Origin of the sequence: Pseudomonas sp. FBF18 (assembly GCF_024261405.1) — a bacterium.
In the GTDB taxonomy this organism is placed as follows: Bacteria; Pseudomonadota; Gammaproteobacteria; order Pseudomonadales; family Pseudomonadaceae; genus Aquipseudomonas; species Aquipseudomonas palmensis.
Genome location: NZ_QKRS01000018.1, coordinates 68,286 through 90,654 on the forward strand (window position 1 = coordinate 68,286; position 22,369 = coordinate 90,654).

A 22,369-nucleotide genomic window follows, 5' to 3' on the forward strand; every position below is an offset into this window, starting at 1 on the left:
GAGTGACCCAGAGGACAATGCCATGTCGGTTGACCGCAATACGCCTGAACTCAAAGCCTGGTATGCCGTGCTGGACGATCAGAGTTACCGGCTGGAATCGCCGGATGCCTATCACCAGGCCCTGGTCAGCCTGGCCCAGGCGCTGCTGGACGACGGTGCCATCGAATGGGACGACTGGCTGGCGCTCAAGGCCATGGCCGATGAGGCGAACACGCACGCCATCGAAGCGGCCGTGGAGGCCAAGGTCGACGACCCGGATACCTGATCGCCAGGGAGGTGCGGATGAAAACGCTGAAGATCGCCACATTCAACATCAACGGCCTGCGGGCGCGGCTGCCCAACCTGCTGGCCTGGCTGGAGCGGGAACAGCCCGACATCGCCTGCCTGCAGGAGCTCAAGGCGGTAGACAGCGCGTTCCCTGTGGCTGACTTCGAAGCCCTCGGCTATGGCTGCCTGCACCATGGCCAGGCGTCGTGGAACGGCGTGGCGATTCTGGCCCGTGACGCGCAACCGCTGGAGGTGCGCCGCGGCTTGCCGGGAAGCGAGGACGATACGCAAAGCCGGTATCTCGAAGCGGCGGTGCTGGGCATTCAGGTCGGCTGCCTGTACCTGCCCAATGGCAACCCGCAACCGGGGCCCAAGTTCGACTACAAGCTGGCCTGGTTCGAACGCCTGATCGCCCACGCCCAGGGCCTGGTGAACAGCGAGCACCCGGTGCTGCTGGCCGGCGACTTCAATGTGGTGCCCACCGACCTGGATATCTACAACCCGCGCTCCTGGCTCAAGGATGCGCTGCTGCAGCCCGAAAGCCGCGAATGCTACCAGCGCCTGCTGGCCCAGGGCTGGACGGACGCGATCCGCCACCTGTACCCGGACGAGCGGGTGTACACCTTCTGGGACTATTTTCGCCAGCACTGGCAGAAGAACTCGGGGCTGCGCATCGACCACCTGCTGCTCAACCCGCCGCTGGCCAGGCGCCTGAAAAACGCCGGGGTCGACGCCTGGGTGCGCAACGAAGCGCATGCCAGCGACCATGCACCCACCTGGATCGAACTCAAGGCCGCTCGATGAGCCCCTTGTTACGCATCGGCTGTGCCGGCTGGAGCCTGCCGCGCGCGTACTGGCCGGCGTTCGCCGAGCAGGGCACGCACCTGCAGCGTTATGCGTCGCGCCTGCCGGCCGTGGAAATCAACAGCTCGTTCTACCGCCCGCACCAGCCCGCCACCTATGCGCGCTGGGCTCATGCGGTACCGCCAGGCTTCGCATTCTCGGTCAAGGTGCCCAAGCAGATCACCCATGTGCAACGCCTGCATGACTGCGCCGGGTTGCTGGATGCGTTTGTGCAGCAGTGCACGCAGCTGGGCGAGCGCCTGGGATGCCTGCTGGTGCAGACCCCGCCATCGCTGGCCTGCGAGCCGCAGGTGGCGCAGGCGTTCTTCGGTGCACTGCGTGAGCGCTACGCCGGCGCCGTGGCGTTCGAGCCGCGCCATGCCTCCTGGGCCGACGCCGGGGCGCTGCTCGACCGCTGGCGCATTGCCCAGGTGGGGGCCGACCCCAGCCCCATCGGTGCCGTGCAGCCAGGTGGCTGGGCCGGTTTGCGCTATTGGCGCCTGCACGGCTCGCCACGCCTCTATCACAGCGCCTATGGGCACGAACGCCTGGCACTGCTGGCCCAGGACATACGCCAGGCCCTGGAGGCCGGCGTGGAGTGCTGGTGCATCTTCGACAACACCGCCAGCGGCGCTGCGGTAGGCGATGCACTGGGCCTGCTGCAACTGCTGGAGGACACATAAGGCAATTTGCTGGCCCCGACGCCTTTTCATCCTTGGCAAACTCGCCGCCTTTCAACGGGTTAGGATGACTTCATGCGAGGTTTCGTGATGACCGTGGCCGTGTGCGCACTGGCCACCTTCTCGCTGGCGACGCACGCCAAGGCGCTGAACAAGAATGACCGCTTCGTGTGCAGCTGGGGTTCGGAGATTGCCGCCGGCGCGCAGCAGTCCAAGCTGTCCGGGGTCACGCTGTATGCCGCGCGCAAGCGCCTGCAATCGCGCAAGTTCCCCAAGCCGTGGATGCGCATGACGGCCATGGGCATTACCGAACAGACCTACAACAGCCGCTCGCGGCTCAAGCCGCCAGCCATCAAGCAGACCTACTACGAACAGTGCGCGCGCCATGCCATGGCGCAGCGCTAGGCGCCGAGCAGGCGCTCGATCCGGGCCAGTTCCCAGGTGCTGAGCAGGTAGACCGGGTCGGTGCCGTAGCGCAGGCCAGGCTCGTACACCCGGCCATCCGGGCTCTGGCAACGCTGGCAGTGGTGCAGGTGGCCGTGTTCGACATCCAGGCTCAACTGCCAGCCGTCGATCTGCACCTGCATCACGCCACTGGCCGGTTGCGCCTGCAGGCACTGCAGGCTGGCCAGCCCCAGGGCGGCGTCACGTAGCTGCTGGCACACCTCGCGGGCGGTGAGGGTGTGGTCAGTGGGCGCGTTCATCCATACCTCCCGGAAAAAAGCGTCACTTTATGCGGTGGCGCGGGCGATGTCTTCGCCTGCCTGAGTCGCGCTATAGTCGCCGGCTTGTCGAAGCCCAATGAACGAGGTGTGGTGTGAGAGTGCTGATCGTGCTGTTGCTGGGCCTGATGCCCATCGTTGCCCAGGCGCTTGAGGTGGGCGAGCGCGTGGCCCCGTGGACCCTGCTCGACCAGTTCGAGCAGCCGTATACCCTCAACGACGACACGGCCCTGGTGCTGGTGGCGCGCAGCATGGAGGGTGGCAAGCTGGTCAAGGCGGTGCTGGAGGGGCAGCCCAAGGGCTACCTGGAGGCGCGCAAGGGTGTGTTTGTCGCCGACGTGCAGCGCATGCCGGCGCTGATCGCCAAGCTGTTCGCCATCCCGGCCATGCGCGACTACAGCTACCGCGTGCTGCTGGACCGCGAGGGGCGGGTGGCCTCGCGTTACCCGGGCGCCGAGGGCACGGTGCTGTTGCTGCAACTGGAGCACGGGCGCGTGACGGCCAAGCAGGAATTGGCCGATGCACAGGCACTGCGCGAGGCGCTGGCCGAGGTGAAGGCGCGTTGAAGATCCCCGCTGAGTTCATCGTTCACGAAACCGCGCACTGGGTACTCAACCACCATCTGTCTTCGGCGTTGCCGGGTTACCTGATGCTGGGGTCGCGCCAGCCGGTCGATTCACTGGCGCAACTGCCCGACGCGGCGCTGGCCGAGATGGGCGGGCTGATGGCCAGGACGCAGGCGGTGATGGAGCGCCAGTTGCAGCCCAAGTGGCTGTATATCAGCCGGTACGGGCATATGCCGGGGTACCCGATTCACTTTCACTTCATCCCGGTGTACGACTGGGTGGAGGCGCTGTTCTGGCAGGATGAGCGCTATCGGCTGCTGCAGACCTATGCCGGGGCCGGCTGCCAGTCGCTCACCGATGGCGCGGAGCTGACCCTGTTCGTGTGGCGCGAGTTCGGTGAGCGCGAAGACCCGCCAGCGGTGCAGGGGCGCTCGGTAGGTGAAGCCATTGAATGTGTGCGTGAGGCGTTGCGATGAGGGGCCTGTGGATGGAAGGGGCACTACCCGTGTGATTTGAGCCATGCGAGCGCTTTGCGCTCGATCGCGGGTCAAGCCCGCTCCCACAGAAGCAGCGCAAACCTGTGGGAGCGGGCTTGACCCGCGATCGGGTGCGCAGCACCAGCAGGCAACTACGCCCCTCACTTCACCGGATGCGCCGCCACCGCCACCTTCAACGCCTCGGTCACCAGCTCGATCAGCACCGGCCTGGCACTGGCCTGCATGGCCTTGCCGATGTCTGGCTGCTTGCTCATTACCTTGTCGGCATACTTGGATTCGCGACCTTCGCTGGCCAGTGACGCCAGCTCCTTCGCCGAGAACGACTGGCTGTAGGCCTCGACCAGGTGCTGGTCCCACTGCGGCTGGTACTTGGGCAGCAGCCCCTTGATGGCCGCCGTCACGCTCTTTTCCGCTTGCTGGCTGCCGACCTGCGCAGTCAGCAGGCCGTAGGTGTTGGTGCGCATGGCCGCCGACAGCGCAATCGGCCCCAGGTTGGCCCCGGCCTGGCTCTTGACCACGAACTCGCGCGCCGCCTCTGCGGCCGGTGCCTTGGCATAGGCAGTGCCACCCAGTCCGCTCAACGCCAGTAGGGCAAGCAGGGTATACAGAACTTTCATGATCACTCCGTTCTCGACAATCCGAATCTACTGCGCCAGATGCTCCAGCGCGATGCCCGGCCGCTCCACATGGCGGTAGCCGGTCTGGCCGGCCACTGGCACGGGCACGCCCGGTTGCGGGGCCCTGGCCTGGGTACGATAACCCAGCGGGCTGGTGCCCAGCTCTTTCTGAAACACCCGGCGCATGCGTTCTTCGCGGCCGAAGCCGACGGTTTCGGCAATGCGCTTGATCGGCTCGCGGGTGGTCTCCAGCAGGCGGCACGCCGCTTCAAGGCGCAATGTTTCCACCGCCTGGGCCGGCGTGTCACCCGTGGCCGCCACATAGGCCCGGGCAAAATGCCGCGGGCTCATGCCGAACTGCTCGGCCAGGCGCTCCACCCGCAGGTCGCCATCCAGGTTGGCGGCGATCCAGGCATGCAGCCGGGCCAGGCGCACATCCGGTGCGGTGCGCAGCGCGTTGGACTGTGCCTGCAACGAGGCACTGAGTTGCGGTTGCCCGGCCGAGCGCCACAGAAACACCGTGAAGTAGCGTGCCAGCGCCAGGGCCGCGTGGGGGCCCAGGTCCTGCTCCACCAGTGCCAGCGCCAGGTCGATGCCCGCCGTGGCGCCGCCGCAGGTCCACAGGTTGGCGTCGTTCAGGTACAGCGCGTCGGGCTGGCACTGCACGCTGGGGTAGCGCGCCTGCAACTCGTCATTGAACTTCCAGTGGGTCACCACCCGACGGCCATCGAGCAGGCCCGCAGCCGCCAGCGCGAAGGTGCCGGTGCCCACCGAGCACAGCCGGCGAATCTGCCCATGGCGCCGGCGCAGCCAGTCGCACGCGCGCGGGTCTGCTTCCAGTGCGGCCACCCCAGGGCCGCCGGCCACGATCAGGGTGTCGATGTCGCGCAGCTCCAGGTCCAGCTGCGCCAGTGAACGGGTCATCACCTCGATGCCCGACACCGTGCTGATCAGGCCGCCCTCGGGCGAGGCCAGTACCAGGCGATAGGGCGGGTGCTGTGCGAACGCGCCGGCCAGCAGGCGCGGCACGGCGCCGAACACCTCCAGCGGGCCGGCCGCATTGAGCAGCAACGCATCGTCGAAACCCAGCACCACCACCGCGCGGGGCGCGGGTGGCGTGGCAGCAAAGGAGGGGTGTTTGGCATGGAGTTGCACGGGGGGCCTCGACATACTGGGTTCAACACGAAACAAGGGGACGACAATGCCGTTATTCGCTGCTGCTGCCAAGCACCTGCACGCCCGCCGCACCACCTTGCGCGCCGTGGCGCTGTGCGCCGGCATGGTGCTGGCCCAGGCCGTCAGCGCCGCACCTGCCGCGCTGCGGGTCGGTGACCAGAGCGGGCTGGTACAAACCCTGCTGCAGGCCGCCGGGGAGGCCGAGCCCCTTACCTTGCCCCTGAGCTGGCACCCGTTCCCGGCCGGCCCGGCCTTGCTCGAGGCGCTGAGTGCCGGGGCGGTGGATGTGGGGGTGGTGGGCAATGCGCCGCCGGTGTTTGCCCAGGCCGGCGGTTTCGACATCCGTATCATCGGCGTGGCCGACGGCGCCCAGAACAACAATGCGCTGCTGCTGCCACAAGGCTCGACGGTGCAACAGGTGGCCGACCTCAAGGGCCGGCGCGTGGCGGTGGCCAAGGGCTCCAGCGGCCACTACCTGCTGCTGGCCGCGCTGCGCCAGGCCGGGCTGAGCCCTCGCGAGGTGAAGATCGCCTACGCCAGCCCCATCGATGCGCAAAACGCCTTTGCCAGTGACCATCTGGACGCCTGGGCGGTGTGGTACCCCTTTGTCGGGCAGGCCACCGCCCACGGCGCCCGGGTGCTGGTGGACGGCTCGGCCTGGCCCGAGACCGGCCTTAACTTCACGGTCGCCAGCGGCCAGGCCCTGGCCGACCCGCAGCGTGCTCGACAGCTGGGCGAGCTGATGGTGCGCCTGGCCAGGGCGCAGGCCTGGGCCACCGCCCACCCGGATGCCTGGGCCCAGGCGCTGGCAGGCAGCACGCGCCTGCCCCTTGAGCTGGTGCGCGAGATGCTGGCGCACCAGCACCTGCGCTATGTGCCCATCGACCCTTCGATCATCGCCTTGCAGCAACGCCTGGCCGATGCCTTCGCCGCCGAGCGCCTGATCCCAAAACCGCTGCAGGTTGAACAGGTATTCGATAGCCGTTTCAACAGTTTGCTGCCACAACCTGACTAAACACTTCAACTCGACCTGCCATGCCGATCTGCCGTCGGCAGGGCACCACTCACCCGGAGAAACGTCATGACTTCCCTGCACACCCCGACCCTCAAACGCCACAGGACCGGCCTGGTTGCCGTGGACCACGCCCGCAGCGCCGGGGGTTACACCCTGTTCGCACCGCAGACCGCCGACGGCAACGTGTTCCTGATCGACCTGGACGGCGAAGTGGTACACCGCTGGAAGCTGCCCCAGCGCCCCGGTCGCGACGCGGTGATACTGCCCAACGGCAACCTGGGCTACAACGGCAACCACCCCGACTCCCCCGAGCTGTTCCCCGGCTGGTCGGTGTGGCACGGCGGCGCCTTCAGTGAAGTCACCGCGCAAGGCGAGGTGGTGTGGCAGCACACCGACCTGCTGCACCACCACGATGCACAGTGGCTGGACAACGGCCACCTGCTGTACACCACGGTCGAGCCCCTGAGCCCCGAGCTGGCCAGCCGCGTGGTGGGCGGTATTCCCGGCAGCGAGGCGGCGGGCGGGGTGATCTATGCCGATGTGGTCAAGGAGGTGGATCGCCAGGGCCAGGTGGTGTGGGAGTGGCGCAGCTGGGAGCACCTACGCCCCGAGGACTACCCGCTGCACGACACCTTCGAGCGCTACCACTGGCCCATGACCAATGCGGTGACCCCGGGTCGCGATGGCAAGGTGATCCTCAGCCTGCGCAGCGTGTCGTCGGTGATCGCCGTGCAGCGCGGCAGCGGCGAGGTGCTGTGGCGTCTGGGCCACGATCTGGTGGCGCAGCAGCATTGCCCGAGCGAGCTGGAGAACGGCCGCATCCTGGTGTTCGACAACGGTATTTCGCGGCCCCACGTGTCGATGCCGCACTCGCGCATCCTGGAGATCGACCCGCTGACCCGGCGCATCGAATGGCAGTACGCCGATACCCCCGGCTACGCCTTCTTCACCCCGTTCATGGGCGGTGCGCAGCGCCTGCACAACGGCAACACGCTGATCACCGAGGCCAACTTCGGCCGCCTGTTCGAAGTGACGCCGGCCGGCGAGGTGGTGTGGGAGTACATCAACCCGCATTTTGCCGCCTACCCCGATGCGGCCTCGCGCCGCTACCTGCCGGGCGAGAACAACGCGATCTTCCGCGCGCACCGTTACCAACGCGACGACATTCCCTGGCTGAAAGCCTGAACACAGCGCACCAGCACCCACCCTCACGCTCACGCACACCACGCGCAGCGAGGTACCGCCATACCCCAAAGGAATCGATGATGAAGCTGCCATATCCACGCCCCCTGTGCCTGGCCGCACTGGGCCTGCTGTCACTGCCTGCGTCAGCCACTGAACCTACCCCCACCGACGCCCCGACTCTTGCCCCGGTGACGGTCGAGGCGCGCCGGCGCAGCGAAGAGGCGCAGCACGTGCCCACCCCCATGAGCGTGCTGGGCGCCCAGGCCCTGGAGGCCCAGCGCCTGTATCGCCTGCAGGACCTGCAACAGGCCATGCCCAGCGTCAACGTGGCGTTCATGAACCCGCGCCAGTCGAGCCTGTCGATTCGCGGGCTGGGCAACAACCCGGCCAGTGACGGCCTGGAGGGCAGCGCCGGGATCTACCTCGACAACGTCTACCTGGGCCGCCCCGGCATGGCCGTGTTCGACCTGCTGGACATCGAGCAGATCGCCTTGCTGCGCGGCCCGCAAGGCACCCTGTTCGGCAAGAACACCACGGCCGGGGTGCTCAACATCGCCACCCGCCAGCCCACCTTCACCCCGCAGGGCAACGTGTCGACGTCGCGGGGCGAGGACGGCTACCGGCAGGTGCAGGGCGGTGTGTCGGGGCCGTTGACCGAAACGCTGGCCGGGCGGGTGGCGGCCTACCGCACCGACGAGAACGGCTACGTGGAGAACCGGTTCGACGGCGACACCCTGGGCGGCGGCCGACGCCAGGGCTTTCGCGGGCAGTTGCTGTTCAAGCCGCAGGAAGACTTCAGCCTGCGCTGGATCGGCGACTACAACGAGGAGCAATCCAGCGCCGGCACGCGCTCGCTGTTCAGCACCGGGCCGACCATCAACGGGGTCAACCGCTATGAACAGCGGGCCCAGGCGGTGGGCGCGACGCTGGTCGACGGGCGCAGGGTCAACCTCGATGCCGACCAGCGTGTCACGGTGTTCCAGGGCGGCACCTCGCTGGAGGCGAACTGGGGGCTGGCCGATGGCTTCACGCTGACGTCGATCAGCGCCTACCGCTGGTGGGACTTCACCCCGCGCAACGACGACGAACTGAACGTGGACGTGATGCACAACGTAGGCCAGTCGGCCCGCGACAAGCAGTATTCGCAAGAGCTGCGCCTGGCCTCGCCGCTGGGTGAGCGGTTCGATTACGTGGTGGGCGGCTATTACTTCGGCCAGCAGATGCAGAACCGCGTGTTCACCGAATACGGGCCGCTGGCCGACACCTGGAACGGCACCCCGCAGGGCGCATTGAACGATGTGAACAGCGTGGGCCACGGCAGCATCGACACCGACAGCTTCGCCACCTTTGCCCAGGGCACCTGGCACCTGACCCCGCGCCTGGACCTGAGCCTGGGCCTGCGCGGTACCTACGAGCGCAAGTTGGCCAGGGTGACGCGCGATGCCCCGGTGGGCGGCGCGAGCGTGACGGGGGCGGCGGCAGCGGTAAGGCAGGGGCGTGTCGGCGCCTATGATTCGGGCGACCTCAGCCTCTACAGCTTCAGCCCGTCGGCGCTGGCCAGCCTGGCCTGGCGGGTGAACGACCAGGTGCTGGCGTATGGCTCGTTGTCCCATGGGGAGAAGTCCGGCGGGGTCAACCTCAGCGTGGCCAGCGCCCCGGTGGCCGGCGCCGACTCGCTGCTGATCGGTAGCGAACGGGCCAACGACGCCGAACTGGGCATCAAGACCACGCTGCTGGATCAGCGCCTGCAACTCAATGCCAACCTGTTCTGGACGATTGTGCACGGCTACCAGACCAACGCCTACGACGACGCCAACCTCACCAGCTACCTGACCAACGCCGGCAGCGTGCGCAGCCGTGGCCTTGAGCTGGACAGTACCTGGCGGGTGAGCCGTGGCCTGACCCTGAGCCTGAACGGCTCGTGGAACGATGTACGCTACCTGTCCTACGAAAACGCCCCATGCCCGGCGGAGGTGGCCTTGCGCCCCGGCGCCCCGGCCGCCTGCGACCTCAGCGGGCATAACGTGGTGGGCGCGGCCAAATGGATTGCCAACACCAGCGCCAGCTACCAGTGGGGCCTGGACAACGGCCTGCAACCCTACGTGAACGGCAACTACGCCTGGCGCTCGCAGGCGGTGGGCACGGTGGACGATTCGCGCCTGGCGCAGTTGCCGGGGTATGCGCTGGTCAACCTGTCGGCGGGGGTGCGCGGCGACTGGGGCCAGGGCCAGTGGGACGTGTCGCTGTGGCTGAAGAACGCCTTCGACAAGACCTACTACACCACCCTGTGGAACTCGCCCAACGGCGCCTACACCGGGGTGTTGGGTACGCCGCGCACCCTGGGCATGAGTGCACGCTACGACTTCTGAGGCGTGGGCTTCAGGAGTACGCCTGCACCACCCAGCGTACCTTCGCCAGCGCCGCGCGCAGCGTGTCCAGGTCCACCGAGCCCAGCGCCAGCCTGAGTGCACGCGGCACGTGACTGGTGGTGGCGAACGGCTGCGCGGTGGACACCGCCACCTGTTCGCGCATCAGGGCGGCGGCGATCTGTTCGGCGCGGGCGTCATCGGCCAGCGGTAGCCACAGAAAGTACGAAGTGGGGTGGGTGACGCAGGGCATGCCCGCCAGTACTTCGCGGGCGATGGCCTGCCTGGCCTGGGCATCGGCGCGCTTCTCGGCTTCCAGGCGCTCCACCGTGCCGTCCTCGATCCAGGCGCAGGCAATGGCGGTCATCACCCCGGGGGTGTTCCAGGTGGTGGCGCGAATGGAGCGCTCCAGCGCGGCAACCTGGTGCGGCGGCGCGGCAATGAAGCCCACGCGCAGGCCGGTGGCGATGTTCTTCGACAGGCCTGACACGTACAGCGTGCGCTCCGGTGCCAGCTGGGCCAGGGGCGGCGGCGCGTCGTCGGCCAGGAAGGCGTAGGCGGCGTCCTCGATCAGGTGCAGGTTGTGGGTGCGGGCAATCGACACCAGTTGTTCGCGCTGCTCCAGGCTCATCACCCAGCCCAGCGGGTTGTGCAGCGTGGGCATGCTGTACACCGCGCGTACCGGGCGGCTGCGGCACAGCCGCTGCAGGGCGCCGAGGTCCGGCCCGTGGGGCGTGACCGGAATCGGCAGCATCTCGAGGCGCAACGCCTCGGCCAGCACCTTGAACCCGGAGTAGGTGAGGGCGTCGACCGCGATCACGTCGCCGGGCTGCAGCAGGGCCATCAGCACCACGGCCAACCCGTGCTGGGCGCCGCTGACGATCAGTACCTGCTCTGGATTCACCTCGAGCCCGCAACCGAGCAGGTGCCGGGCGATGCAGGCGCGTTCATGGGCGCGCCCGGCATGGGGCTGGTAGCGCAGCAGCGCTTCCAGGTCGCCGCTCAGTGCCAGCTGGCGCAAGCCGCTGCGCAGCAGGTCGGCCTGGCCGGGCAATGCTGGGTAGTTGAAGTTCAGGTCGGCCATGCCGGCGGCCACCACCTGCTGGTCGACGCCCAGGTCGGGCGGCAGCGAGGTTTCGCGCACGAAGGTGCCGCGCCCGGTCTCGCCGCTCACCAGGCCCATCTGCTCGAGTTCGGCATAAACCCGTGACGCGGTGACCAGGGCCAGGCCATGGGTCGCGGCCAGGTGACGGTGGGTGGGCAGGCGGGTGCCAGGGGCGAGCCTGCCGTCACGAATGTCGGCGGCAAAGGTGTCGACCAGGGCCTTGTAGCGCGAACGAGGCATGTGCAGATGTATCCATGACGATTTTTTGATTGTGCTGATCGTCGGCCCTAGCATGGTTTTTGGCAAGCGTGCCCTTACCCCTGCAACCTGTCGAGCGTGACTTCAATGGAACAGACTCTCAAACCTCGTACCCTGGACGACGCCACCCGTGGCTGGATCAACGGCCTGATCGGCGTGGTGATTTTCAGCGGCTCCTTGCCGGCCACGCGCCTGGCGGTGCTGGAATTCGACCCGGTGTTCCTCACCGTGGCGCGTGCCGCCATTGCCGGTGTACTGGCGCTGGCCTTGCTGATGCTGCTCAGGCAACCGCGCCCGACCCGGGCTCAGGTAATGCCCTTGATCGTGGTGTCGCTTGGGGTGGTGGTGGGGTTTCCGCTGCTGACCGCGCTGGCCTTGCAGTACGTGACCTCGGCGCATTCGATCGTGTTCATCGGCATGCTGCCGCTGGCCACCGCGGTGTTTGGCGTGCTGCGCGGGGGCGAGCGCCCGCGCCCGGTGTTCTGGCTGTTTTCGGTGCTGGGGTGCTTGATGGTGGTGGGCTTTGCGTTGTCGCAGGGCTTGGCGGCGTCGCCCCAGGGTGACCTGCTGATGCTGCTGGCGGTGGTGGTGTGCGGCCTGGGTTATGCCGAGGGGGCACGGTTGTCGCGGGCGCTGGGCGGTTGGCAGGTGATCTGCTGGGCACTGCTGGTGTCGTTGCCTGTGATGCTGGTGCTGACCTGGTACCTGGCGCCGTCGACGTTCGCGGGTATCAGCCTGCCGGCGTGGGTGAGCCTGGGGTATGTGTCGCTGTTCAGCATGCTGATCGGTTTCGTGTTCTGGTACCGCGGCCTGGCCCAGGGCGGGATTGCGGCGGTGGGGCAGTTGCAGCTGCTGCAGCCGTTCTTTGGCCTGGCCTTGGCGGCGGGGTTGCTGGGCGAGCAGGTCAGCCCGGGGATGCTGGGGGTGACGGTGGGGGTGATCCTGTGTGTGGCGGGGGCGAGGCGGTGGGCGCGGTAGACGGTTGCGCCCAGCCTGGGCTTTTGAGCCGAACTCATCTGATCCGCTTTTTGCCTCGCTAGCTGCATCTGTTTCCAGATCAGAAGGGGGCAGACAATGTGGCCTTCGACAGCCGCACCCCCTCAGTTAGGAGCTCCCATGGGCAAGATGGCAATTTTTGTATTCGGCTTTCTGGTATTGGCCTTCGCAATCGGAGCACTGGGTACCATCTCCCCCCTGTAACCCCCGCCACACACCGCACAAAACCAGGAAGGCGCCGAGACTTCCGCGCCTTCTTTTCTATTCTGCCACCAAGCCCTTGTTCACCCGCCACGCCAGCGGCAGCGTGAACAGCAGCGTGGCCGCCAGCACCACCACCGCCGTGGGCACCCCGGTAACGTCCCCCAGCCGCCCGAACACCACCGGTGCCAGCGCGCCGCCACCGATGGTGCCGGTGTAGAACAGCGCGAAGGCCTGCTCGTGCTTGCCGGCAGCCGCCAGCTCCGGCACCACGCCATACAGCACCGACGAGGTGCCGTTCAGCGCCAGGCCCAGCAACGGCAGCATCACCAGCGTGGCCGAATACGGCAGCACCACCGCCAGCACGATCAACAGCGCAGTCCCCGCTTCGGTGAGCGAGACGGTTTTCAGCAGGCCGATGCGTGCGCCCAGGTAGCCGCACAGCAGCTTGCCGAAGGCCCCGCCCACGAACAGCAGCGTCAGCGCCAGGCCGATACCGGCGGTGCCGGCGCCCTTGAGCCTGAGCAGAAACGGCAGGAAGGTCAGAAACCCCATGCGCACCGCGCTGTCGAGCATGCCCAGCATCAGCAGGGCACGCAGGCCGCCCGGCGAGCCGTTTCCGGTGGCCAGCTTCGGCGCCTTGCCGCCCGCCGCCAGGGCCTGGGCCCGGGAGGGGATCAGCCACCACAGCAACACCGCCGCAGCCACACCCAGCACGCCCAGCAGCGTTGCACCGGTACGCCAGCTGACGGCCACCAGCAGCACGCCCATCAGGCCCGGAATGACCGCCTTGCCGATATCGCCCGCGAAGTTGTAGTGCGACAGCGCCTGCTTGACCCCGCCGCCCGCCGCGTGGCTGTCGGTGATCATCGAGGAGGCCAGCGGGTGCTGGGTACTGGCGCCCAGCCCGCCCAGCATCAGCGCCACCAGCAGCACACCCAGGCCGGTGGCCTGGCCGGCGACCAGGTAGGCCACGCCGGCCAGCAGCGTGCCGCCCACCAGCAGGCGCTCGCGGCCAAAGCGCCGGGCCGCGCGGCTGGCCAGTAGCTGAAAGCCGGCCATCATCCCGGAATAGGCCCCGCGCAACAGGCCCACCTGGGCCAGGCTGAGGCCGAACTGCGCCTGCCACAGCGGCAGCAGCACGTAGATCACGTCGGTGAGCCCGTCGTGCACCGCGTGGGCGCTGCAGCCGGCCAGCAGCGAGCGGCGGCGCACCGAGGTTTCGGTGGTGACGGTGGCGTTACGGGGTACCGTTTCTTCCATGGATGACAAACCCTTCGCGTTCGGTCAGACGCTCGTAGTATGCCCGAACCGCTGCAAAATCCGGATGCTCCAGCGGGGTTTCGAACCAGCGATTGACCGACAGGCCGATGGCGATGTCCGCCAGTGAAAAGTCCTGGCCACTGACGTAGGCGCCGGTCGATTCGAGCTGGCGGTCGAGGATCTGCAGGTTGGTGGTCCACTGCCTGCATGCCGCCGCCAGTGCCTCGGGGTCCTGATGGTCGGGGGAATGGCGCACCAGCGACAGGAAGGGGTAGGTCCAGGACTTGTTGAGGTCGGTGGCCTGCCAGTCCATCCACTGGTCCACCCGTGCGCGCACCCGGGGCTCGGCGGGGTAGAGGTGCTGCCCGTGGTACTGGTTGGCCAGGTAGCGCAGGATGCTGTTGGACTCCCACAGCACGAAGTCGCCGTCCTTGATCACCGGCACCATGGCGTTGGGGTTGAGGGCCAGGAACTGCGGGCTGAAGGTGGACCTGAAGCCCGAGCCCCAGTCCTCGCGCTCGAAGGCGATACCCAGCTCGGTGCAGGCCCATAGCACCTTGCGTACATTGATGGAGGAAGCTTTGCCGAGTATCTGCAGCATGGGAGGCCCTTGTGGTTCGGTAGGGGAGTGAGGCGCGTCAGTCGCCGGTGGTGTCGTCGAGCGAGGCCATGTCGATCACGAAGCGGTAGCGCACATCGGAGCGCTGCATGCGTTCGAACGCCTCGTTGATCTGGTCCATGCGGATCATTTCACACTCCGGCAGAATGTTCTTCTTCGCGCAGAAGTCGAGCATCTCCTGGGTTTGCGCAATCCCGCCAATCGGCGAGCCGGCCAGGCGCCGCCGGCCGAGGATGAACGGCACGGTCAGTTGTTCGTCGATCGGCCCCACCTGGCCGACGATCACCAGGGTGCCGTCCACGTCCAGCAGCGACATGTAGGGCGACACGTCATGGCGCACCGGCACCGTGTCGATGATCAGGTCGAAGCTGGAGCGCGCGGCGGCCATGGCCTTGGCGTCGGACGATACCAGCAGCTTGTCGGCGCCCAGCGCCCGCGCATCATCGAGTTTGTCGGGGGTGCGGCTGAGCACCGTGACGTCGGCACCCAGGCCCGCCGCCAGCTTCACGGCCATGTGCCCCAGCCCGCCCAGGCCGATGACCGCGACGCGGCTGCCGGGCCCGGCATTCCAGGTGCGCAGCGGCGAATAGGTGGTGATGCCGGCGCACAGCAGCGGCGCGGCCTTGGCCAGGTCCAGGCCGTCGGGCACGCGCAGCACGAACTCCTCGCGCACTACAAGGTGCTTGGAATAGCCGCCGTAGGTGGGTTCGCGGGTGATGCGGTCCAGGCTGTTGTAGGTTTGCGTGTTGTTCTCGCGGCACAGCTGTTCCTCGCCCTTGCGGCACTGGTCGCACTGCTGGCAGGAGTCGACCATGCAGCCCACCGCCACGGCGTCACCGACCTTGTAGCGGGTGACCTGGCTGCCCACCTCGGTCACGCGCCCGACGATCTCGTGGCCGGGCACGATCGGGTAGCGGCTGAAACCCCAGTCGTCGCGGGCCTGGTGCAGGTCGGAGTGGCATACGCCGCAATACAGGATCTGCATCGCCACGTCGTTGGGGCGCAGGGCGCGGCGTTCGAACTTGAAGGGTGCCAGCGGTGCTTCGCGGTGCTGCGCTGCATAGCCAATGGTGTACATGTTCACCTCTCGTCACGCTCGGGAATGGGGACCAGGGTTTCAATATAGCCAGCATGGCGGGCTTCGGTGGGCGGGTAGGGATATTGGCGGGAACTCTTGGCCTGGGGGGCCTATCCTAATGAATGTAGGTTCCCCCCCCATCACGGAGGCATCGTCATGCGCCGTTTACTGCTGGTTTCTTCCCTTGTGCTCTGCCTGCCTTTGGGCACGGCCCTGGCCCGTGTGGATGGTCGCGATGTCGCCACCTCCGCCGGGGTTTCCGCCTCGTTGTACTCGACCTTCAAGGACGACAAGCTGGTGATTCCGGCGCGCGATGATGCTTCGACGTTCATCGCCAGCGGCGGCGAAATTCGCGGTGTGTACCTGGAGTCAATGCTGCAGCGTATCCGTCAGCAGAACCCTGGGTTGCAGGCCAGTGACGAAGACCTGGCCAAGGCGATACTGACCCAGGATGAGCTGGGGGCGGGGCAGTAAGGCGCCGCAGGCAAGGTGAGCCCATCGCGGGTCAAGCCCGCTCCCACAGGGATCTTCATGGCCTTTGTGGGAGCGGGCTTGACCCGCGATGAGTACGCCGCGATCTATCAGACTGAAGCCGGATCAACCTTGCCAGGGTCGATGCCCAGCGCTTCGATCGCCCCGGCCACCACCTCGCGCTCGATCACCCCGTCCGCCGCCAGCGCATTCAGCGCCGCCAGCACGATGAACTGGCGGTCCACCTCGAAATGCCGGCGCAGCGCCTCGCGGGTGTCCGACTGGCCGAAGCCGTCGGTACCCAAGGCCACGAAACGCCTTCCGGTCATCCACGGCCGGATCTGGTCGGCATGGATCTTCATGTAGTCCGTGGCCACCACCACCGGCCCCGCATGCCCCTGCAGCAGCGTTTCGATGTATGGCGTCTTCGGCGCCTGCAGCGGGTGCAGCAGGTTCCAGCGCTCCACCGCCTGCGCCTCGCGCCGCACCTCGGTCAGGCTGGTGGCGCTCCACACCTCGCTGCTGACGCCGAAATCACGCTGCAGAATATCCGCCGCCGCCAGCACCTCGTTCAGTATCGAGCCGCTGCCCATCAACTGCACATGCCGCTCGCCCTGCGGCGGTTTTTCTACCGGCAGGCGGTACAGCCCCTTGAGAATGCCTTGCTCTGCGCCTTCGGGCATGGCGGGGTGGGCGTAGTTCTCGTTGAGCACGGTGATGTAGTAGTACACGTCCTCCTGCTCGGCATACATGCGGCGCATGCCGTCCTGGATGATTACCGCCAGCTCGTAGGCATAGGTGGGGTCGTAGGAGACGCAGCAGGGCACGGTGGCCGACATCACGTGGCTGTGCCCATCGTCATGCTGCAAGCCTTCGCCCATCAACGTGGTACGCCCGCTGGTGGCGCCCAGCAGAAACCCCCGTGCGCGCGCATCGCCCGCCGCCCACAGCAGGTCGCCCACTCGCTGGAAGCCGAACATCGAATAGAAGATGTAGAACGGCAGGGTCATCACGCCATGGTTGGCGTAGGCGGTGCTGGCGGCAATCCACGACGAGGTGGCGCCGGACTCGTTGAGCCCTTCCTGCATGATCTGGCCGTCGGTGCTCTCCTTGTAGTAGCTGAGCGTGCCGGCATCCTGCGGCGTGTACAGCTGGCCCACATGGGAGTGGATGCCGATCTGGCGGAACAGCCCCTCCATGCCGAAGGTGCGTGATTCGTCGGGCACGATCGGTACGACGAGGCGGCCGACCTGCGGGTCCTTGAGCAGGGTGCCGAGAATGCGCACGAACGCCATGGTGGTGGAGATGGCACGGTCACCGGTGCCCTTGAGCTGGCTGTCGAAGGCCTCCAGGGCCGGCACCTGCAACGGCTCGACCCTGGCCTGGCGCGCCGGCACATGCCCGCCCAGGCGATCACGGGCCACCTGCAGGTAGCGCGCATCGGCGCTGTCGGGGGCGGGCTTGAGGTAGGGGATCTCGCCGAGGCGCTCATCACTCAGGTCCAGGCCGAAGCGGTCGCGGAAGGCCTTGACCGCCTCGTCGCCCATCTTCTTCAACTGGTGGTTGATGTTCTGGCCTTCGCCGGCTTCGCCCATGCCGAAGCCCTTGACGGTCTTGGCCAGGATCACCGTTGGCCGCCCCGTGTGACGCACGGCCGCCGCGTAGGCGTTGTACACCTTGACCGGGTCGTGCCCGCCGCGAGCCAGCTTCCAGATGTCGTCATCGCTCAGGTCGCTGACCATCGCCAGCAGTTCCGGGTACTTGCCGAAGAAGTGCTCGCGCACGTAGGCGCCGTTCTGCGACTTGTAGGTCTGATACTCGCCGTCCACGCACTCCATCATGCGCTGGCGCAGGATGCCGCTGCTGTCCCTGGCCAGCAGCGCATCCCAGCCGCTGCCCCACACCACCTTGATCACGTTCCAGCCGGCAGCACGGTACAGGCTCTCGAATTCCTGGATCACCTTGGCGTTGCCACGTACCGGGCCGTCCAGGCGCTGCAGGTTGCAGTTGACCACGAAGATCAGGTTGTCGAGTTTTTCGCGCCCGGCCAGCGAGATGGCCGCCAGCGACTCGGGCTGATCCATTTCGCCGTCACCGAGAAACGCCCACACCTTGCGGCCCTGGCGTGGGGTGAGGTCGCGGTCTTCGAGGTAGCGCATGAAGCGCGCCTGGTAGGCCGCGGTGATCGGCCCCAGGCCCATGGACACGGTGGGAAACTGCCAGAACTCGGGCATCAGCCGCGGGTGCGGGTAGGACGACACGCCATCGCGGTCGGTCTCGCGGCGAAAGTTGTCCAGCTGCGCCTCGCTCAGGCGCCCTTCGAGGTAGGCCCGGCCATAGATACCCGGCGCCGAGTGGCCCTGGATGTACACCATGTCGCCGGCAAACTGCGCGGTGCGCCCGCGAAAGAAATGGTCGAAGCCCACGTCATACAGCACCGCCGCCGAGGCGTAGGTGGCGATATGCCCGCCCACCCCCGAATGCTTGCCGGCGCGCAGCACCATGGCCAGTGCGTTCCAGCGGATATAGGCATTCAGGCGCTGCTCGGTGGCCAGGTCGCCGGGGTAGGGCAGTTCGCGCTCGGGGCCGATGGTGTTGACGTAGGGGGTGTTGACGCGGCCACGAAAGTCGCCGTGCAGCGACACGTCCAGGTCCAGCATCTGGTCGATCAGGAAGTGCGCACGCGAGCGCCCCTCCACCTCGACAACGGTGGCCAGGGACTCAAGCCATTCCTGGGTCTGCTCGGGATCTGGGTCGTTCAACAGAGGGGGCTGCTGTTGCATCGGTAATCCTCCTGCGGGGTTGTGGCGGGCAGTGCCGGCAGGCCTGCCGGGTAGTAGTTGCATTTGCAATTGATTCTAGGCATGCGCCCCGTATGATTGCAAATGCAATAACTTTGACCCGAGGAACCCTCATGGCTGCACCCACCGCTGACCTCTGGTTCAGCTTCATTCGCGCCCACCGCAACCTGATTCGCGAAATCGAACGCCGCCTGGCCGACCAGGGCCTGCCCGTGTACGCCTGGTATGACGCGCTGTGGGGCATCGAGAGCGGCCCCGATGGCTGCCGACGCATGCACGAGCTGGCCGATGTGATGGCCATCGAGCGTTACAACCTGACCCGACTGGTCGACCGTCTGGAGGCCGAAGGGCATGTGGTGCGCAAGAAGGTCGCGGGCGACGGGCGCGGCGCCCTGGCGTGTATCACCGACAGCGGCAAGGCGCTGCGCAAGCGCATGTGGGCGGTGTACAAGCAGGCAGTGGACGAGCTGTTTCTGAGCCAGTTCACGCCCGAGCAACAGTCGCTGTTCGCCCAGGCGCTGGAACAGTCGAGCTTCAAGGCCCGGGCGTCATTCGTCTAGGCTCAGCCGGGCCTGTGCGGCGGGTAGCGCCTGGGTGTCGAACAGGCCCTGGCCGGCCAGTGCCTGCAACGCGCTGAAGGTTATCCAGCGCCGATCCAGGCAGTTGCCCGGCGCCAGGCTGTCGGCGCCCAGTGCGGTGAAGGGCGCCGTGACATGCGGGGCAAGCTGGTCGGCGATGTGCTGGGCATAGCCGGTCACGGCGATCACCGGCGTGCTGGCCGACATCAGGCAGTACTGCAGGTAGCTCTTGCGTGGCGCGGCCTCGGGGTGCAGGCGGTTCCAGCGCGCGGCATCGTCGCTGTCACGGGCCAGGCGCGTGTAGCTGGGGCAACTCCACAACTGGCTGGCGATGCCCCAGTGCGTGTCGAGCAGCACCGCGGCGGCGCGCACCTCCCGGAGCATGGCGCCGGCGCCCAGCAGGCGTACCTGGGGACGGGCAGCGCTGGTGGGCTGCAACGGGTACATGCCCAGGAATGCATCGCTGCAATCGTCGTGTGCCGGTTCATCGGCTGCCGGCGGCTGGTCGTGCAGGGTCATGTAATAGAAGCCGTGGCGCCCCTGTACGTACAGCTCGTCCAGCGCCGCCAGCAGGATGGCCTGGGCCTCGGCAGCGCTGGCGGGGTCGTACGGGCGGCACTGGGCGTTGGCCGACAGCCACAACGGCAGCCACGGGTGCGCACCCTTGGGCCAGCGCGAGGCGGCCGATTCCAGGTCGTTGAACACGATGCCGCGGTGGCCGATCTGCTCGGCCAGCATCGACACGCGGGCCGAGCTCGGCGACTGGGTGAGGTAGATCAGCGGGCGTTCGCGGCTGGGCGCCTGCTGGCGAAACCAGATGCCCCAGGGGCTGACCACCTCGCTCGCGCTGTCGGCGCGATCATTGATCACCCACAGGTTGCCCGCCACGGCCGGGTCGTGCTCGATGCGGTGCACGGTCTGCAAAATCTGCAACAGCGGCGAGTGCGACGCTGCGCCGGTCGACGGCAGGCCGGCCTCGATGCTGCGAATGCAGGCGTGGGCGGCCAGTCGGGCAGGGGGGATGGCAGGCAGTGAATCCACGGGGCAGCTCCATGATCGGTCCTTGGCAGAAGCGCAAGGGATACTGCAATCTGATTGCAAATGCAATCAGATGCTGTCGGCACGATCAGGGCGCTGCGCTTTCAGGTATGGGGCACCGCGGCGGGTGCTGCGTTGCCGGCGTACTGGGGCTTGAGGTGGCCTTGTTCGTCCAGCAGGTAGGCGTCCATGATTTCCCGGACCACCGGCCCGGCCACGCGCCCACCGGCCTCGCCGTTCTCGATCATCACCGCGATGGCGATGCTCGGGTGGTCGGCGGGGGCAAAGCCCACGAACAACGCGTTGTCGCGGTGGCGCTCCAGGGTCTTGTCGCGGTTGTAGCGTTCCCCCTGCTTGATCGCCACCACCTGCGCGGTGCCGCTCTTGCCGGCGATGCGGTACTGCGCCCCGGCAGCGGCGGCGCGGGCGATGCCGCGCGGGGCGTGCATGACCATCTGCATGCCCTGGTTGACCTGGTCCCAGGCGTGGCGGTCATGCAGCACGATGTCGGGCATGGGGTTGGGGTCTACCGGCGGCTCGTCGCCGATGCTCATGGCCAGGTGCGGGCGGTGCCACACGCCCTTGCTGGCCAGCAGGCTGGTGGCCTGCGCCAGTTGCAGCGGGGTGACCTGCATGTAGCCCTGGCCGATGCCCAGGATCAGGGTTTCGCCGGGGTACCAGGCCTGGCGCCGGTTGGCGCGCTTCCAGGCGGGTGAGGGCATCAGGCCGGGTGACTCTTCGAACATGTCCAGCGAGACCTTCTGGCCCAGGCCGAATTCGCTCATGTAGTCGTGCAGGCGCTCGACCCCCAGCTTGTGCGCCAGGTCGTAGAAGTAGGTGTCGTTGGAGCGCATGATGGCGCTGTACATGTCCACCCAGCCGTCGCCGCTGCGGTTCCAGTTGCGGTACTTGTGGTCGTAGTTGGGCAGCTCGTAGTAGCCGGGGTCGAATACCCGGCTGGCCGGGGTGATCACGCCGCTGTCGAGGCCGGCGATGGCCACCTCGGGCTTGATCGTCGAGCCCGGGGCGTACAGGCCGCGCAGCACGCGGTTGAACAGTGGCCGGTCGATGGAATCGCGCAGCTCGGCGTACTGCCTGAAGCTGATGCCCTTGACGAACAGGTTGGGATCGAAGCTGGGGTTGCTGACCATCGCCAGCACCTCGCCGGTGGCCGGGTCCAGCGCCACCACCGAACCACGGCGATCGCCCAGGGCCTTTTCGGCGGCCAGCTGCAGGTGCGCGTCCAGGCTCAGGGTGATGTTCTTGCCGGGTACCGGGTCGTGGTGGCGCAGCACGCGCATGATGCGGCCCTGGGCGTTGGTCTCGACCTCTTCGTAGCCCACCTGGCCGTGCAGCTGGGCCTCGTAGAAGTGCTCGATGCCGGTCTTGCCGATGGACTGGGTGCCACGGTATTCGGTGGCATCGAGGGTCTTGGCTTCTTTCTCGTTGATGCGCCCCACGTAGCCCACCGAGTGGGCAAAGTGCGCGCCCATGGGGTATTCACGAATGAACTGCGGCTCCACGTCCAGCCCCGGCAGACGGAACTGGTTGACCGCGATCAGGGCGATCTGCTCTTCACTCAGGCCGAACATCAGCGTCACCGGCTCGAACGGCTTGCGGCCACGGCGCAGGTCCTTCTCGAAGCCCTGGCGGTCCTCCTCGCCCAGGCCCAGGATCTGCACCAGGCTGTCGAGCACCCTGGGCGTGTCGCCAGCACGCTCGCGGGTCATGGTGAGGTTGAAGCTGGGCTTGTTGTCGGCCAGCACCTCGCCGTTGCGGTCGTAGATCAGCCCGCGCTCGGGGGCGATGGGCAGCACGTGCACGCGGTTGTTCTGCGACACGGCGGCATGGTAGTCGTGCTGCACCACCTGCAGCACGTACAGCCGCCCCACCAGCACCGCCACCAGCACCAGTACCAGCAGCGCACACGCGATCAGCCTGCGGTTGACCAGGTGCGTTTCTTTCTCGTGGTCCTTGAGGGGGATAGGCTGGGGCATTTGCAGGCTCTTGCGGAAAACGGATACACC

22 protein-coding genes are annotated in these 22,369 nt (G+C 67.3%); 12 read left to right on the plus strand and 10 right to left on the minus strand.

Features of this window, described 5'->3' with window-relative positions; all coding sequences use genetic code 11:
* Positions 1-22: 22 nt before the first annotated feature.
* The 4 genes from DN387_RS22300 to DN387_RS22315 all read left to right on the plus strand — a co-directional run bounded on the left by DN387_RS22300 (position 23) and on the right by DN387_RS22315 (position 2,195).
* On the plus strand, positions 23-265 hold the full coding sequence (locus tag DN387_RS22300; RefSeq protein WP_054915353.1) for a hypothetical protein: 243 nt from the start codon (positions 23-25) through the stop codon (positions 263-265).
* Between the two features lie 17 nt (positions 266-282).
* Positions 283-1,071, plus strand: coding sequence for an exodeoxyribonuclease III (gene xth / locus DN387_RS22305; RefSeq protein ID WP_043860499.1), 789 nt, complete (start codon positions 283-285; stop codon positions 1,069-1,071).
* Complete coding sequence (locus tag DN387_RS22310) at positions 1,068-1,793, plus strand: DUF72 domain-containing protein (protein ID WP_054915352.1); 726 nt, start codon at positions 1,068-1,070, stop codon at positions 1,791-1,793. Before xth ends, DN387_RS22310 begins: the two co-directional genes overlap by 4 nt.
* A gap of 72 nt (positions 1,794-1,865) precedes the next feature.
* Positions 1,866-2,195: a hypothetical protein gene (locus tag DN387_RS22315; protein WP_043860501.1), complete on the plus strand. Its 330-nt coding sequence runs from the start codon at positions 1,866-1,868 to the stop codon at positions 2,193-2,195.
* Here DN387_RS22315 and DN387_RS22320 read toward each other — a convergent pair.
* Complete coding sequence (locus DN387_RS22320) at positions 2,192-2,494, minus strand: hypothetical protein (RefSeq protein WP_043860502.1); 303 nt, start codon at positions 2,492-2,494, stop codon at positions 2,192-2,194. The two genes, DN387_RS22315 and DN387_RS22320, sit on opposite strands and share 4 nt — an antisense overlap.
* 113 nt (positions 2,495-2,607) lie before the next feature.
* Here DN387_RS22320 and DN387_RS22325 point away from each other — a divergent pair, with 113 nt between their 5' ends.
* Together DN387_RS22325 and DN387_RS22330 are read left to right on the plus strand one after the other, a co-directional pair.
* Positions 2,608-3,078 carry a hypothetical protein gene (locus tag DN387_RS22325; RefSeq protein WP_054915351.1) on the plus strand — a complete coding sequence of 157 codons (471 nt, stop codon included), beginning with the start codon at positions 2,608-2,610 and terminating at the stop codon, positions 3,076-3,078.
* Positions 3,075-3,554, plus strand: coding sequence for an HIT family protein (locus DN387_RS22330; RefSeq protein ID WP_054915350.1), 480 nt, complete (start codon positions 3,075-3,077; stop codon positions 3,552-3,554). Before DN387_RS22325 ends, DN387_RS22330 begins: the two co-directional genes overlap by 4 nt.
* A gap of 161 nt (positions 3,555-3,715) precedes the next feature.
* Here DN387_RS22330 and DN387_RS22335 read toward each other — a convergent pair whose 3' ends face one another.
* Positions 3,716-4,192, minus strand: coding sequence for a hypothetical protein (locus tag DN387_RS22335; RefSeq protein ID WP_043860504.1), 477 nt, complete (start codon positions 4,190-4,192; stop codon positions 3,716-3,718).
* A 27-nt stretch (positions 4,193-4,219) separates the two neighbouring features.
* Positions 4,220-5,347, minus strand: a complete 1,128-nt coding sequence (locus tag DN387_RS22340; protein ID WP_236171670.1) for a GlxA family transcriptional regulator — start codon at positions 5,345-5,347, stop codon at positions 4,220-4,222.
* A gap of 46 nt (positions 5,348-5,393) precedes the next feature.
* Here DN387_RS22340 and DN387_RS22345 point away from each other — a divergent pair, with 46 nt between their 5' ends.
* From DN387_RS22345 to DN387_RS22355, 3 genes are all read left to right on the plus strand, one after another.
* The gene (locus tag DN387_RS22345; RefSeq protein ID WP_054915349.1) at positions 5,394-6,383 is read left to right on the plus strand and encodes an ABC transporter substrate-binding protein; all 990 of its coding nucleotides are present in this window, start codon (positions 5,394-5,396) and stop codon (positions 6,381-6,383) included.
* 66 nt (positions 6,384-6,449) lie between these two features.
* Positions 6,450-7,568 carry an aryl-sulfate sulfotransferase gene (locus tag DN387_RS22350; protein ID WP_054915348.1) on the plus strand — a complete coding sequence of 373 codons (1,119 nt, stop codon included), beginning with the start codon at positions 6,450-6,452 and terminating at the stop codon, positions 7,566-7,568.
* 80 nt (positions 7,569-7,648) lie between these two features.
* Positions 7,649-9,937: a TonB-dependent receptor gene (locus DN387_RS22355; protein WP_236171672.1), complete on the plus strand. Its 2,289-nt coding sequence runs from the start codon at positions 7,649-7,651 to the stop codon at positions 9,935-9,937.
* A 10-nt stretch (positions 9,938-9,947) separates the two neighbouring features.
* Here the strand turns inward: DN387_RS22355 and DN387_RS22360 are convergent, their stop codons facing one another.
* A complete protein-coding gene (locus tag DN387_RS22360) occupies positions 9,948-11,279 on the minus strand; it encodes a PLP-dependent aminotransferase family protein (RefSeq protein ID WP_054915346.1) in 1,332 nt (443 codons plus the stop codon).
* Between the two features lie 105 nt (positions 11,280-11,384).
* On the opposite strand from DN387_RS22360, the gene DN387_RS22365 reads away from it, so the two are divergent.
* Positions 11,385-12,275, plus strand: coding sequence for a DMT family transporter (locus DN387_RS22365; RefSeq protein ID WP_054915345.1), 891 nt, complete (start codon positions 11,385-11,387; stop codon positions 12,273-12,275).
* A gap of 279 nt (positions 12,276-12,554) precedes the next feature.
* On the opposite strand, the gene DN387_RS22370 is transcribed toward DN387_RS22365, so the two are convergent.
* Genes DN387_RS22370 through DN387_RS22380 form a run of 3 tightly spaced genes read right to left on the minus strand, consistent with a single transcriptional unit; the run spans position 12,555 to position 15,454 of the window.
* Positions 12,555-13,757, minus strand: coding sequence for an MFS transporter (locus tag DN387_RS22370; RefSeq protein ID WP_054915344.1), 1,203 nt, complete (start codon positions 13,755-13,757; stop codon positions 12,555-12,557).
* Positions 13,735-14,358, minus strand: coding sequence for a glutathione S-transferase family protein (locus tag DN387_RS22375; RefSeq protein WP_043860541.1), 624 nt, complete (start codon positions 14,356-14,358; stop codon positions 13,735-13,737). Before DN387_RS22375 ends, DN387_RS22370 begins: the two co-directional genes overlap by 23 nt.
* Positions 14,359-14,395: 37 nt before the next feature.
* Positions 14,396-15,454, minus strand: a complete 1,059-nt coding sequence (locus tag DN387_RS22380) for an NAD(P)-dependent alcohol dehydrogenase (protein WP_054915462.1) — start codon at positions 15,452-15,454, stop codon at positions 14,396-14,398.
* Positions 15,455-15,610: 156 nt separating this feature from the next.
* Here DN387_RS22380 and DN387_RS22385 point away from each other — a divergent pair, with 156 nt between their 5' ends.
* The gene (locus DN387_RS22385) at positions 15,611-15,928 is read left to right on the plus strand and encodes a DUF2388 domain-containing protein (protein WP_043860539.1); all 318 of its coding nucleotides are present in this window, start codon (positions 15,611-15,613) and stop codon (positions 15,926-15,928) included.
* A 107-nt stretch (positions 15,929-16,035) separates the two neighbouring features.
* Here the strand turns inward: DN387_RS22385 and aceE are convergent, their stop codons facing one another.
* On the minus strand, positions 16,036-18,708 hold the full coding sequence (gene aceE / locus DN387_RS22390) for a pyruvate dehydrogenase (acetyl-transferring), homodimeric type (protein ID WP_054915343.1): 2,673 nt from the start codon (positions 18,706-18,708) through the stop codon (positions 16,036-16,038).
* Positions 18,709-18,839: 131 nt separating this feature from the next.
* Between aceE and DN387_RS22395 the strand changes: the two genes are divergently transcribed.
* Entirely contained in the window at positions 18,840-19,286 is a 447-nt protein-coding gene (locus DN387_RS22395) for a MarR family winged helix-turn-helix transcriptional regulator (protein WP_054915342.1), read from the plus strand.
* Here DN387_RS22395 and DN387_RS22400 read toward each other — a convergent pair.
* On the minus strand, positions 19,275-20,345 hold the full coding sequence (locus DN387_RS22400; RefSeq protein ID WP_156326225.1) for a pyruvate dehydrogenase: 1,071 nt from the start codon (positions 20,343-20,345) through the stop codon (positions 19,275-19,277). The genes DN387_RS22395 and DN387_RS22400 overlap by 12 nt on opposite strands.
* Before the next feature lie 101 nt (positions 20,346-20,446).
* Positions 20,447-22,339 carry a penicillin-binding protein 2 gene (mrdA, locus tag DN387_RS22405; protein WP_043860536.1) on the minus strand — a complete coding sequence of 631 codons (1,893 nt, stop codon included), beginning with the start codon at positions 22,337-22,339 and terminating at the stop codon, positions 20,447-20,449.
* Positions 22,340-22,369: the final 30 nt, after the last annotated feature.